Below are 13414 nucleotides of genomic sequence, written 5' to 3' on the forward strand. Positions count from 1 at the left end.
CACGCTTCCTGTATCGTCTCGCGGCTTCGTGAAATTAGTCACACCCCAACAGGAGCTTCCATGTTCTTCGCCCCCCGTTTCCGCAGCTTCGCGGCGGCCGCCGCGGTGGTCGCCGCCAGCGCCATCGCGCATGCCCAGCAATCCCTGCCCAACGTCGTGATCCTCGCGACCGGCGGCACCATCGCCGGCGCCGGCGCCTCGGCCGTCAACAGCGCCACCTATGCCGCCGCAAAGGTGCCGGTCGACAAGCTGATCGCCGGCCTGCCCGAGATCTCCAAGGTCGCCAACGTGCGCGGCGAGCAGGTGTTCCAGATCGCCTCGGAAAGCTTCACCAACGACAACCTGATGGTGCTGGCCAAGCGCGTTTCGGCTCTGTCGAAGCAGGCCGACGTCGACGGCGTCGTGATCACCCATGGCACCGACACACTGGAGGAAACCGCCTACTTCCTGAATCTGGTGGTGCGCACGTCCAAGCCGATCATCGTGGTCGGCTCGATGCGCCCGGGCACGGCGCTCTCGGCCGACGGCGCGCTGAACCTGTTCGACGCCGTCAACGTCGCCGCCAGCAAGGACGCCGGCGGCAAGGGCGTGCTGGTGACGATGAACGACGAAATCCAGAGCGGCCGCGACGTCAGCAAGGTCGTCAACATCAAGACCGAGGCCTTCAAGAGCCAGTGGGGCCCGCTGGGCATGATCGTCGAAGGCAAGAACTACTGGTTCCGCGCGCCGGTCAAGCGCCACACGACGCAGTCGGAGTTCAACATCGACGAGATCACGGCGCTGCCCGCGGTCGACATCGTCTACGGCTATGGCAGCGTACCTGCCACCGCGATCGACGCGCTGGGCAAGAGCGGCGTGAAGGCGCTGATCCACGCCGGCACCGGCAACGGCTCGGTGGCCGACCGCATCGTGCCGGTGCTGCAGAAGCTGCGCGGCGACGGTGTGCAGATCATCCGCACCTCGCGCGTGTCCGACGGCTTCGTGATCCGCAACGCCGAGCAGCCCGACGACAAGTACGACTGGGTGGTCGCGCACGACCTGAAGCCGCAGAAGGCGCGCATCCTGGCAATGGTGGCCCTCACCAAGACCAACGATCCGAAGCAGCTCCAGCGCATCTTCTGGGAGTATTAGCCCACCCCCCGGGCTTCGCGCACTTCGTGTCGCTTCGCCAACCCCCTTCGAGGGGGCAACACCAGCGGCTCGGCAAAGCCGGTTCCGCGGTGTTCCGCGGAGGAAGGCGCGACACCTGGCTCCGCACAACCGGCCGCAGTGGCGCAAGCCCTGCGGCCGTTCCTGCGTCTGGGCGCTCTTAAAATGGCCGACTCGTCGCGTCGGAAGCCGCCTGCCTCCGACCGGCCACCAGGCCCACCATGCTGACCTTCCAACAAATCATCCTCAAGCTTCAGTCCTACTGGGACGCCCAGGGCTGCGCGCTGCTGCAGCCCTACGACATGGAGGTGGGCGCCGGCACCTCGCACACCGCCACCTTCCTGCGAGCGCTGGGCCCCGAGCCCTGGAAAGCTGCCTACGTGCAGCCGAGCCGCCGCCCCAAGGACGGCCGCTACGGCGAGAACCCGAACCGCCTGCAGCACTACTACCAGTACCAGGTCGTGCTGAAGCCGGCGCCGAGCAACATCCTCGAGCTCTACCTCGGCTCGCTCGAAGCGCTGGGCTTCGATCTCAAGAAGAACGACATCCGTTTCGTCGAGGACGATTGGGAGAACCCGACGCTCGGTGCCTGGGGCCTGGGCTGGGAGGTCTGGCTCAACGGCATGGAGGTGACGCAGTTCACCTACTTCCAGCAGGTCGGCGGCATCGACTGCAGGCCGATCACCGGCGAGATCACCTACGGGCTGGAGCGGCTCGCGATGTACCTGCAGGGCAAGGAAAGCATCTACGAACTGGAATGGGCGCCCGGCATCAGCTATGGCGACGTGTACCACCAGAACGAGGTCGAACAATCGACCTACAACTTCGAGCACAGCGACGCCGACTTCCTGTTCACCGCCTTCGCCGCGCACGAGAAGCAGGCGAAATACCTGATGGAACAAAAGCTTGCGCTGCCGGCCTACGAGCAGGTGCTCAAGGCGGCCCACAGCTTCAATCTGCTGGACGCGCGCGGCGCGATCAGCGTGACCGAACGCGCGGCCTATATCGGCCGCATCCGCAATCTCGCGCGCAGCGTCGCGCAGAGCTACTACGAAAGCCGCGAACGGCTCGGATTCCCGATGGCGCCGCGCGAATGGGTCGCTGAGATCTCGAAGAAGGCGGCCTGAGCGATGACTTCCAAGAACAACCTGCTCGTCGAACTCTTCGTCGAGGAACTTCCCCCCAGGGCGCTGAAGAAGCTCGGCGACGCCTTCGCCGGCGTGCTGCGCGACCAGCTGGTGGCCCAGGGCCTGGCCGATGCCGGCTCGGTGCTCACCGCCTACGCCTCGCCGAGGCGCCTCGCGGCGCACCTCACGAACGTCCTGGGGCAGGCCGCCGACCGCGCGGTCTCGCAGAAGCTCATGCCGGTGACGGTAGGGCTCGATGCCTCCGGCAACGCGAGCCCCGCACTGCTCAAGCGCCTCGCCGCGCTGGGCGCCGACGCCTCGGCCGTGCCCGGCCTCAAGCGCGCGATGGACGGCAAGGCCGAAGCCCTGTTCTTCGAAAGCACCGCCCGCGGCGCGACGCTGGCCGAGGGGCTGCAGAAGGCGCTGGCCGAGAGCATCGCCAAGCTGCCGATCCCCAAGGTCATGAGCTACCAGCTCGAGACCGGTTGCGAGCTGCCCGGCTGGAGCAGCGTGAGCTTTGTGCGTCCGGCCCACGGGCTGGTGGCGCTGCATGGCGACACGGTGGTTCCGGTCGAGGCGCTGGGCCTTTCGGCCGGGCGCGAAACGCATGGCCACCGCTTCGAGGCGCAGGTCGATCCGATCGTGCTGCGCGACGCCAACAGCTATGCGGTGCAGCTGGCCGACGAAGGCGCCGTGATCGCGGGCTTCGAGGCCCGCCGCTTCGAGATCGCCCGCCAGCTGGCCGAGGCGGCGTTGACGGTCGGCACGGGCTCGCAGCCGATCGACGACGACGCGCTGCTCGACGAAGTCACGGCGCTGGTCGAACGCCCCAACGTGCTGGTGTGCGAGTTCGAGCGCGAGTTCCTCGATGTGCCGCAGGAGTGCCTCATCCTCACGATGAAGGCCAACCAGAAGTACTTTCCGCTGCTCGACGCCGCGGGCCGGCTCACCCACAAGTTCCTGGTGGTCAGCAATATCCGGCCCGACGATGCCGGCGCGGTGATCGGCGGCAACGAGCGAGTGGTGCGCCCGCGGCTGGCCGACGCCAAGTTCTTCTTCGACCAGGACCGCAAGAAATCGCTGGCCTCGCGCGTCGAGTCGCTGGCCAAGGTGGTCTATCACAACAAGCTGGGCACCCAGGGCGAACGCGTGCAGCGCGTGATGCGCATCGCGCACGCCATCGGCGAGCAGCTGGGCGCCGCGTCGCACGACAGCACGCTAGCGCCGCACGCGGTGCAGGCCGCCCAGTTGGCCAAGGCCGACCTGGTGACCGACATGGTCGGCGAGTTCCCCGAGCTGCAGGGCACCATGGGCCGCTACTACGCGCTGCACGACGGGCTCGAGCCCGCGGTGGCCGATGCGGTCGAAGACCATTACAAGCCGCGCTTCGCGGGCGACGAGCTGCCGCGCAACCCCGTCGGCATCGTGGTCGCGTTGGCCGACAAGCTCGAGACCCTGGTGGGCATGTTCGGCATCGGCAACCTGCCCACCGGCGACCGCGATCCCTTCGCGCTGCGCCGTCATGCACTGGGCGTGATCCGCATGCTGATCGAGCGCCAGCTGCCGATCGAACTGCGCGCCTTGCTCGGCCAGGCCTTCGCCGCCTTCGCGCCGAAGGCGGGCGAAGCCGCGCTCGCCGACCCGACCGAGGCGCTTGAAGCTTTCCTCTACGACCGCCTGGCCGGCAGCCTGCGCGAGCAGGGCGCCAGCGCCCAGGAGGTCGACGCCGTGCTGGCGCCCCAGCCGCAGCGCCTCGGCGAGGTGCCCAAGCTGCTGGCCGCCGTGCGCGCCTTCGCCGCGCTGCCCGAGGCGCCCGCGCTGGCGGCGGCCAACAAGCGCATCGGCAACATCCTCAAGAAGTCGCCCGAAGCCGATGCGCACGTGAGCGAGCTGCTGCTGCAGGAGCCGGCCGAAAAGGCGCTCCATGCCGCGATGCAGAAGGTCGTGCCCGTGGCCAATGCGCAGTTCGACGCCGGCGACTACACCGCCTCGCTGCAAACCCTGGCCGCGCTGCGCGAGCCGGTCGATGCCTTCTTCGACGGCGTGATGGTCAATGCCGAGCAGTCCGACCTGCGCCTCAACCGACTCGGCCTCCTGATGCTGCTGCATGCGGCGATGAACCGCGTGGCGCAGCTCGAGCGCCTCGCCACCTGATCGGCACATCATGAAAATCGTCATCCTGGACCGCAACGGCACGCTCAACGTGCACCGCGAGGACTTCGTCAAGAGCGACATCGAGTGGACGCCACTGCCCGGCGCGCTGGAGGCGGTCGCGCGGCTCAACCATGCGGGCTGGCATGTCGTGATCGCGTCCAATCAGTCCGGGCTCGGCCGCGGACTGTTCGACATGGCGTCGCTCAACGCGATGCACGCCAAGATGCACAAGATGCTGGCGGCGGTGGGCGGCCGCGTCGATGCGGTGTTCTATTGCCCGCACAGCCCCGACGAGGGCTGCGAGTGCCGCAAGCCCAAGCCGGGCCTGTTCCACCAGATCGGTGAGCGCTATGGCGTCGACCTGGCCCACGTGCCGGTTGCGGGCGACAGCCTGCGCGACATGCAGGCCGGCGCGGCCGCCGGCTGCGAGCCGCACCTGCTGCTGACCGGCATGGGCGCGGCCTGCCGCGGCGTGACGCCGTTGCCGCCCGAGTACCCGCCGAACACGCAGGTCCACGACGATCTGGCGGCTTTCGTCGACTTCCTGCTGGAACGCGAAGAGCAGCAGGCCACCCTGCAGGTGGCCGTCTGATGGCCTTCCTTCGCTCTCTCGTCCACGCGCTGTGGATGCTCGTCACGGTGATCCCCTGGGGCATCATCATGGTGGTCAGCTCGCTCTGGAAGCGCGGCATTCCGCTGTACTGGATGGCCGCGCGCTGGCTCGGCTGGGCCATCGGCGGCGCGCGGCTGCTGCTGGGCATCAAGACGCGCGTGAGCGGCATGGAGAACCTGCCCCAGGACAAGCTCGCCGGCTGCGTGCTGCTGGTCAAGCACCAGTCGACCTTCGAGACCTTCCTGATGCCCACGCTGATGCCGCATCCGCTGGCCTTCGTGTTCAAGAGGGAACTGATCTACGTGCCCTTCTTCGGCTGGGCCATGGCGCGGCTCGACATGATCCACATCGACCGCAGCCAGCGCACGCAGGCTTTCAACAAGGTCGTCGCGCGGGGCCGCGAGCTGCTGGCGCAGGGCATCTGGATCATCATGTTTCCCGAAGGCACGCGCATTCCGCGCGGCCGGCAGGGCGTCTACAAGACCGGCGGCACTCGGCTCGCGTGCGAGACCGGCGTGCCGGTGATCCCGATCGCCGTGACCTCGGCCAAGGTCTGGCCGCGCAAGGCCTTCATCAAGCGCCCGGGCGTGGTCGATGTCTCGATCGGTCCGGCCATTTCGAGCGTCGGGCGCCGGCCCGACGAGCTGATGCGCGAGGTCGAGGCCTGGATCGAGGGCGAGATGCGCCGGCTCGATCCCGAGGCCTACGTCTCGACCGAGACGGTTTCGGCCTGAGGCCCGGCCATGCGCAGCCTACTGCAGTTCACGCTCGACCTGTTCGACGAGCCTGCGCCTGCGCCTGCGCCCGCCGTCGAACAAGCGCCGGCGGGCACCGTCTTCCCGCCTGCGATCCCGCTGGCCGATGCGATGAGCCCGGCCAGCTTCGTCCATCCGCGCGCCACGCGCGAGCTCGTGCTGGGCGACGCCCGCGTGGCCTACGAGTTCACGCGCGGCAAGCGCCGCACCATCGGCTTCGTGGTCGGTGCCGAGGGCCTGTCGGTGCGCGCGCCGCGCTGGGTGGCGCTGCGCGATGTCGATGCCGCGGTGAAGGAGAAGGCCGACTGGATCCTGCGCAAGCTGTCCGAGACGCAGCAGCGCCATGCGCAGCTGGAAGCGGCGCGCATCGAGTGGAAGGACGGCGTCAGCTTTCCCTTTCTCGGCGAGCCGGTGGTGGTGCGGCTCGATCCGCACCATGCCTTCGACGGCATCGGCGCGATGCTCGATGCGGGGGCGGGCGTTGCGCCGCACACGCTGCGCCTCGCGCTGGCGAACAACGCCAATCAGGCCCAGATCCGCGATGCCGCGCAAGCCTGGCTCATGCGCCAGGCGCGGCGCGTCTTCACCGAGCGGCTCGACCACTTTGCGCCCCGCCTCGGCGTGGCCTGGCGCAAGCTGGCGCTGTCGAACGCCTCCACGCGCTGGGGCAGCGCCAGCGCCGACGGCGCGATCCGGCTGCATTGGCGGCTGGTGCACTTCAAGATGTCGGTGATCGACTACGTGGTGGCGCACGAACTGAGCCACCTGCGCGTGATGGACCACAGCCCGCGCTTCTGGGAGACGGTCGAGAGCGTGCTGCCGGACTATGGCGCGCTGCGGCAGCAGCTCAAGGAGCACCCGGTTCCGACGTGGTGAACCGGGTGTCGTTCAGCGTGCGTGCGTGACGCCGCCGTCGACGACCAGCGTCGAACCCATCACGTAATCGCCAGCGCGCGATGCGAGGTAGATCGCCGCAGCCGCCATGTCTTCCGGCTCGCCGATGCGTCCCGCCGGAATGTGCCCCTTGATCTCGTCGCCATGGTCGCGCGCGACCTTGTTCATGTCGGAAGCGAAGGCGCCCGGCGCGATCGCGCTGACGACGATGCGGTCCTGCGCGAGGCGCAGCGCCATGCGGCGCGTGAGCTGGATCAGCCCGGCCTTGCTGGCCGCGTACGAGTAGGTTTCCTGCGGATTGATCGAGATGCCGTCGATCGAGGCGATGTTGATGACCTTCGCCAGGTGGTCGGTAGCCGCCTTCTTGAGCATCGGCGTCAGCGCCTTGGTCAGGAAGAAGGGGGTCTTGAGGTTGAGGTCGACCACCTTGTCCCAGCCGCTTTCGGGGAACTCCTCGTAGGGCGCACCCCAGGCGGCGCCGGCGTTGTTGACCAGGATGTCGAGCGTGCCTTCGTGCTTGGCATAGGCGTCGACCAGGGCTTGCGCGCCCTCCAGCGTCGACACGTCGGCCGGCAGCGAGACGCAGTGGCCGAAGGCCGAGAGTTCCTTGGCCGTCTGGTCGCAGGCCGCGGCCTTGCGCGCCGAGATGTAGACGCGGGCGCCCTGCGCCAGGAAGCCTTCGGCGATCATGCGGCCGATGCCGCGCGAACCGCCGGTGATGAGGGCGCTGCGGCCCTCGAGCGAAAAGAGTCGGGTGGTGTCCATGCGCTGTGTCTCCTAAATATGCGCAGGAGCTTAGTGCGCACGGGCGCCGGCCGCCGTCACCTTGGTGCCAGCGGTTCCTCTTCGTCCAGCGCCAGCACCACCTCTTGCAGGGTGCGCGCGAGCCGGTCGCCGTCGAGCGGCTTGTGCAGGATGCGCGCCGCCACGCTCGAGAACTCGCGGAAGCGCATCGGCGCGGTCTCGCCGGTCACGATCACGGCCGGCAGATCCGGCTTCTTCTGGCGCAGTCTTTCGATCACGTCGAGGCCCGTCTCTTCGCGCAGGCGGTAGTCCACCACCATCACGTCGGGCTCGAAGCCCTCGGCCAGCGCCTGCTCGGCCTTGAGGCCGTTGGCGACGCCCTTCACCGACCAGCCCAGCTGGTGCAGATAGGTGCACATCGCGGACAGCACCTCGGCCTCGTCGTCGACCAGCAGCACGGCCAGGCGCGTGCCGTCGAAGGAACGCGCCAGCGAATTCGCCACCTCGGGGTGGGAGTCGTCCAACGGAACGGCAGGCGCGATATGGAGCTCGAAGGTGGTGCCGCGGCCCGGCTCGCTGTCCAGCTTGAGCTCGATCTTCAACAGGTCGGCCGTGCGGCGCACGATCGCGAGGCCGAGGCCCAGGCCCTGCGCGCGGTCCCGCGAGGGGTTGCCGATCTGGTAGAACTCCTCGAACACCCGCTCCCGCTCGTTCTCCGGGATGCCGGGGCCGGTGTCGCTCACCCGCACCACGACCCGGCCGTCGGGCCCCGGCTGTGCCGACAGCGTCACGCCGCCGCTGGTGGTGAACTTGATGGCGTTGTTCACGAGGTTGCCGACGATGCGCATCAGCTGGTCGCCGTCGGTGAGGCCCCAGAGCGGCGCGTCGGGCGCCAGCACCTTCATGAAGAGGCCCTGCTGCGCCGCCAGCGCCGCATATTCGTCGCGCGAGGCGCGCAGCACGGCGCCGATGTCGTGCGGCGCGAACTTGGCTTCGATGGTGTGGGCGTCGAGGCGCGAGATGTCCAGCAGGCCGTCCAGGAGGCCGCTGCTCTGGCGCAGCGCGCTGCCGATGCCGCGGCTCACCTCTTTCAGGAGCGGATCGGTGGCGCGCCGCGCCAGGATGTCCAGCGTGGTCGCGTTGATCGACAGCGCATGCAGCGGTTGGCGCAGATCGTGGCTGGCCGCCGCGAAGAAGCGCGTCTTGGCCTCGCTGGCGGCGGTGGCGCGGTCGCGCTCCTGGCGCACGGCTTCGGACAGAACCGCGTTGTCGTCGACCACATTCATGAGCTTGTGCAGCATGCGTCCCTGGTCTCTGACGGTGGCCAGCAGCATGAAATAGACGAGCACGATGCCGGCCCCGAACATGTAACCCACCGCCCCGCCGCGCCAGGCCCAGCCGCCGGCCAGGCACAAGAAGGTGAGCGTGCAGAAGCCCACGAAGGCGCGCTGCGAGCCCGCGACCGAGGCGGCGCCGATGGTGCAGCCGGCCATCAGCACCGCGGCCACCGCCAGTGGCGCGAAGTCTCCTGGCGCGAAGAAGGCGAAGGGAACGATGGCCGCGGTCGAGATGCCGTTGAGGTCGAAGCCGCGCAGCAGCCGCGGCAGGTACTGCAGCTGGGTCTCGGGTTCGGCGCGCTCCACTGCCAGACCCAGGCGCCAGCGGTACACCATCACGGCGCCGGTGAGGGCCAGCCAGATCCAGGGCCAGACCTGCACGCCCTGGCGCCAGACGATGAAGGCCACCAGGATGTAGCCCAGGTAGTTGAGCGGCAGGCGCCGCGAGTACTGCAGGATCAGCGCCAGCCGGCGCTCGAGAATGCGGCGCCCGATGCGTGCCTCGCGCGTGCTGCCGGCGAGCGGAATCGGCGCGGACGCGGTGTCAGTCAATGCGGATGCCCTCGCGCGATGCCTGGTAGGCGGCCTCGGTGCGGTTGCGCACGCCGAGCGCGGTGTAGACCGCGGTCAGGTGGGCCTTGACGGTGGACTCGGCGATGTTGAGCTGGCGTGCGATGAGCTTGTTGGGCAGACCGCGCGCGGCTGCGCGGTAGACGTCCATCTGGCGCGCGGTGAGGCCTGCGAGCCGAGGGTCGTTGCCCGTGTTCGGCTGGGCTTCGACATCGGGCGGGGCCGCGTTGAGGGTTTCCAGCGGCAGGAAGATGCGTCCGGCCAGCACGTGCCGCAGCGCAGCGACCATCATTTCCGAGCTGTACTTCTTGGGAATGAAGCCGGCCGCGCCCAGGTCGACCGAGTTGCGGATCAGCGTGGCGTTGGTCTCGCCGGACAGCACCACGATGCGCGCCATGCAGCCCGCATCGCGCAGCCGGCGAATGGACTCTTCGCCATCGCAATCGGCCAGGTGCCAGTCGAGCAGCACCAGGTCGAACTCCGCGAGCTCCACCAGCTTCGCGGCATTCGTCATTTCGCCCGTGGTCTCCACGCGCAGCTCGGGAACCAGGACGCTCAGCAGGTTCTTCATGCCCTGCAAGAACATCACGTGGTCATCAATCATCAATACGTTCATCGGTACCTCTGGCCCGAGTATTCATCAGATTGAGGCCGGAATGAACGGGCTAAGACTTTGGTCGAAGCGGCAGTGAAAGCGCTCTTGCACTTTTGAATTCGCGCCGAATGCCGGTGACCGGATCGCGAAAGGCCAGCCCCTTGGCCAAGAGCTGCAGCGGCCGCTCGAAGTCTTCGTCGCCCTCGGGCAGAAGCTCGGGATAGATCGCGTCGTTGCAGATCGGCATGCCGAGCGCTGCGCAGTGCACGCGCAGCTGATGCCTGCGTCCCGTGAGCGGCGCGAGAAGCAGGCGGGCCCAGCCCTCGCCGGCCTCCAGCAGCTCGAGGCGCGTCTCGGAGTTGGGCTCGCCGGGCACTTCCCGCATGCGCATGAAATGCGAATCGTCCACAAGGCGGCTGCGGCGCACGGCGGGCAGCGCCAGATCGCCATGCCAGGGCACGATGGCCTCGTAGTGCTTGGCGATCTCGCGCTCGGCGAACAGCGCGTGGTAGATGCCGCGGGTCGCGGGCTGGACCGAGAACAGCACCACGCCGGCGGTCTCGCGGTCGATGCGGTGCAGGGGCGCCAGGTCGTCGAGGCCCAGCTTGCGCTTCAGGCGCACGAGCAGGCTCTCCTGCACGTACTTGCCCACCGGCGTGACCGGCAGGAAATGGGGCTTGTCCACGGCCAGCAGCTGCTCGTCCTGGAACAGGATGACTTCGTCGAAAGGGATGCGGCGCTCCGTCTCGAGCGAGCGGTAGTAGTAGATGCGCAGCCGCGGCTGGTAGGGCCGCGTTTCGGTGACGGGCACGCCGTGCTCGTCGACCACTTCGCCCGAGCGCATGCGCGCTTCCCAGGTGGCGCGCGGGATGGCCGCGAAGCGCTGCACCAGGAACTCGGCGATGGTGGGCCAGGGGCCGGGCGGCAGCGCGACGCAGCTCGGGCCGACGCCGTCGCGGGTGGGCAGCGGCAGGGGAGCGGGCATGGCGGGTTCGCGCTCAGGCGGCTGCGAGGGCCGATGCGATCTCGGCGAAGGCCGGGCGCGCGGCGGGCTCGGGCTGCACGCAGCGTGCCTGAAGACCAGTCAGCAGTGCGAGCGCGGCATGGTCCTCGCCGTTGGCCGGCCGGGAGCGCGCCAGCAGCTCCGCCAGCAGATGGCCGAAGGCGCACACCTCGATGCGCTGCAGCGCCTGGGCCTGCGCGCCGTCGTCCAACGGCAGGAAGGAGGCGGCGCCGAAGTCGCCCAGGAGACAGTCGCCCTGGCCGTCCCACAGGATGTTGTGGGCGTAGAGATCGCCGTGCAGGATGCCGTGCGCATGCAGCTGTGCCGCGGCCGAGGCGATGCCGCGCGCCATGCGCAGCGCGGTCGGCACCGGCCAGCCGGCGGCATCGGCATAGACGTCGCGAGTGCAGGAAGCCAGGCTGGGCGGGCCGGCCAGGTTGGCGAAGCGCGGATCCACCAGCGCCAGCACGAGGCCGGGCGTGGCCTCGGGGTGGTTGCCGACCTGGCCCCGCACTGCTATCAGGTTGGGGTGCGCGCCGGCGGCGATGCAGGCCGCCATCTCGCTGTGAGGCCAGCCGTCGCTGGTGACGGCACCCTTGAACAGCTTGACTGCCACCGGTTGGATGCCACCGTCAGCCCCGGTCCAGTCCGCCTGATGAATCAGGCCGGAAGCGCCTTCACCGAGCTTGTGTTGCAGCGAGAGAGAGTTCCAGTCGATGGCCGGAATGGCCTCTGCGGCCAGCGCCGCCGCTTCGGCTCGATCGTCGAAGGGATTGCCCGCGAAAGCCAGCCACGAAAGCCGCGGCAGCGTGAGCAGCCATTCGGGCAGGGCATCGAGGCGGTTGGCCGAGATGCGCAGCAGCTCGAGCCCTTGGCAGGCGGCCATCTCGGCCGGCAGCGACTGCAGGCGGTTGCCGGCAAGCATCAGCTTCTGCAGCCGCGTGCAGCGGCCGATGGTGGGCGGCAGGGCCTCGATCTCGTTGTCCGTCAGGATCAGCCAGCGCAGCGACGCCGGCAGCGAGGCGGCCGGCACGCTGCGGATGCGATTGGCCTTGAAGCCCACCATATCGAGTTGCGCGCATTGCCCCACCGATTCGGGCAGACGCGTGAAGCGGTTGTTCGAGCAGAAGAGCACCCGCAGCCGGTGCAGCCGGCCCAGGTCGTCCGGCAGGGCGCTGAGCGCATTGCCCGAGAGATCGAGCACCTCCAGCGTGTCCGCCAGTTCGAAGATCTCGCGCGGGAACTCGGTGAGTCCGCACGCGAGGTCCAGCCGCCGGACACCGGCCAGCCGGCCCTCACGCAGCTGGGCCAGCGTGTTGTTCATGCGAACACGCCGAAGCGGTAGACGCCGTCCTCGCCCTTGCGGCGCTGCAGCAGCCCTTCGAACCACAAGAGGTGCAGGTGGGCCACCGTCTCGCCCATCGCAAAAGTCATCTGGTGCAGATCGAGCTGGCGCTTGAACAGGATCGGCAGGCCCTCGGCCGCGCTGTGCGGCTTCTGCGTGCAGGCCTCCAGCAGCTCGGCCAGTCGGTCGCGATGGTGCTCCTGCAACTGCTCGACGCGCCGGTGGATGCCGGTGAAGGGCTTGCCGTGCGAGGGCAGGCCCAGCGTGCCCACAGGCAGGGTCTTGAAGCGCTCGATGCTGTCGAGGAAGAGGCGCAGCGGATTGGCCTCGGGCTCGCCCGCATGCACGCTCACGTTGGTCGAGATGCGCGGCAGCATCATGTCGCCGCCGAGCAGCGCGCCAAGCTCCTCGCAATAGAGCGCGATGTGCTCGGGCGCGTGGCCGTAGCCGCTGATGCAGCGCCAGGCGCGCCCGCCGATCGAGACCGTGGCGCCGTCGAGCAGGCGCACGAAGCTGGCCGGCACCGCGGGCACCATGTTCGCGTAGTAGTTGCTGCGCGCGCGAATCTTGGCCACCGATTCGGGGTCGACCAGGCCGTGCGAGGCGAAGAAGTCCGCCGCCGCGTCGCCGCCGGCCAGCGTGTCGCCCGCGCTGGTGAGCACACGCGCCACGTGGTAGTCGGTGGCGCTGATCCACAGCGGGGCGTTCCAGCGCTCGCACAGCCAGTCGGCCAGGCCGATGTGGTCGGGGTGCATGTGGGTCACGAGCACGCGCAGGATCGGCTGGCCTTCGAGCTGGGTGGTGAAGATTTGCTCCCACTGCGCCCGCGAGGCATCGTGGGCGATGCAGCAGTCCACCACCGTCCAGCCCTCGACGCCGTCGAGCGTGTCGCGCAAGAGCCAGAGGTTGATGTGGTCGAGCGCGAAGGGCAGCGCCATGCGGATCCAGCGCACGCCGGGCGCGACCTCGAAAGTCTCGCCCGGTGCAGGCAGCGTGTCGCCGAAGGGGTATTGGAGTTCGCGTTCGAGGAGGTTCATGTACGATTGACGTTAACGTAAACGTCATGGGGAAGAGCCATCATTGTAGGCAGTGCAGCCCGAATGTGCTGTCACCGCCGCAACCCCGCAC

The 13414-nt window shown here is 68.7% G+C and carries 12 protein-coding genes; 6 read left to right on the forward strand and 6 right to left on the reverse strand.

All coding sequences use genetic code 11. The annotated features are described in order from the left end of the window. Nucleotides 1–60 precede the first annotated feature (60 nt). From ACSQ89_RS04490 to ACSQ89_RS04515, 6 genes are all read left to right on the forward strand, one after another. Nucleotides 61–1131 carry an asparaginase gene (locus tag ACSQ89_RS04490; protein WP_436293812.1) on the forward strand — a complete coding sequence of 357 codons (1071 nt, stop codon included), beginning with the start codon at nucleotides 61–63 and terminating at the stop codon, nucleotides 1129–1131. A 239-nt stretch (nucleotides 1132–1370) separates the two neighbouring features. After that, nucleotides 1371–2276, forward strand: a complete 906-nt coding sequence (glyQ, locus tag ACSQ89_RS04495) for a glycine--tRNA ligase subunit alpha (RefSeq protein WP_093109466.1) — start codon at nucleotides 1371–1373, stop codon at nucleotides 2274–2276. A gap of 3 nt (nucleotides 2277–2279) precedes the next feature. Then, nucleotides 2280–4430, forward strand: coding sequence for a glycine--tRNA ligase subunit beta (gene glyS, locus ACSQ89_RS04500; protein WP_436293811.1), 2151 nt, complete (start codon nucleotides 2280–2282; stop codon nucleotides 4428–4430). Nucleotides 4431–4440: 10 nt separating this feature from the next. Beyond that, nucleotides 4441–5022, forward strand: coding sequence for a D-glycero-beta-D-manno-heptose 1,7-bisphosphate 7-phosphatase (gene gmhB / locus ACSQ89_RS04505; protein WP_093109468.1), 582 nt, complete (start codon nucleotides 4441–4443; stop codon nucleotides 5020–5022). Further along, entirely contained in the window at nucleotides 5022–5777 is a 756-nt protein-coding gene (locus tag ACSQ89_RS04510; RefSeq protein WP_093109469.1) for a lysophospholipid acyltransferase family protein, read from the forward strand. The genes gmhB and ACSQ89_RS04510 overlap by 1 nt, the downstream gene beginning before the upstream one ends. Before the next feature lie 9 nt (nucleotides 5778–5786). Further along, entirely contained in the window at nucleotides 5787–6674 is an 888-nt protein-coding gene (locus ACSQ89_RS04515; RefSeq protein WP_436293810.1) for a M48 family metallopeptidase, read from the forward strand. Between the two features lie 12 nt (nucleotides 6675–6686). On the opposite strand, the gene ACSQ89_RS04520 is transcribed toward ACSQ89_RS04515, so the two are convergent. From ACSQ89_RS04520 to ACSQ89_RS04545, 6 genes are read right to left on the reverse strand one after another with little or no spacing between them, the layout of a single operon-like run. Continuing rightward, on the reverse strand, nucleotides 6687–7457 hold the full coding sequence (locus tag ACSQ89_RS04520) for an SDR family oxidoreductase (protein WP_093109471.1): 771 nt from the start codon (nucleotides 7455–7457) through the stop codon (nucleotides 6687–6689). A gap of 56 nt (nucleotides 7458–7513) precedes the next feature. Then, on the reverse strand, nucleotides 7514–9325 hold the full coding sequence (locus ACSQ89_RS04525) for a hybrid sensor histidine kinase/response regulator (protein ID WP_093109472.1): 1812 nt from the start codon (nucleotides 9323–9325) through the stop codon (nucleotides 7514–7516). Continuing rightward, on the reverse strand, nucleotides 9318–9959 hold the full coding sequence (locus tag ACSQ89_RS04530; RefSeq protein WP_093109473.1) for a response regulator: 642 nt from the start codon (nucleotides 9957–9959) through the stop codon (nucleotides 9318–9320). The genes ACSQ89_RS04525 and ACSQ89_RS04530 overlap by 8 nt, the downstream gene beginning before the upstream one ends. Nucleotides 9960–10008: 49 nt before the next feature. After that, nucleotides 10009–10923 (reverse strand): pseudouridine synthase, encoded by a 915-nt coding sequence (locus tag ACSQ89_RS04535; RefSeq protein ID WP_436293809.1) that lies wholly within the window; start codon nucleotides 10921–10923, stop codon nucleotides 10009–10011. Between the two features lie 13 nt (nucleotides 10924–10936). After that, complete coding sequence (locus tag ACSQ89_RS04540) at nucleotides 10937–12265, reverse strand: leucine-rich repeat-containing protein kinase family protein (protein ID WP_436293808.1); 1329 nt, start codon at nucleotides 12263–12265, stop codon at nucleotides 10937–10939. Further along, nucleotides 12262–13323 (reverse strand): MBL fold metallo-hydrolase, encoded by a 1062-nt coding sequence (locus ACSQ89_RS04545; protein WP_093109476.1) that lies wholly within the window; start codon nucleotides 13321–13323, stop codon nucleotides 12262–12264. The genes ACSQ89_RS04540 and ACSQ89_RS04545 overlap by 4 nt, the downstream gene beginning before the upstream one ends. Between the last annotated feature and the right edge of the window lie 91 nt (nucleotides 13324–13414).

The organism is Variovorax sp. LjRoot175 (genome assembly GCF_964253805.1).
Lineage (GTDB): Bacteria > Pseudomonadota > Gammaproteobacteria > Burkholderiales > Burkholderiaceae_C > Variovorax.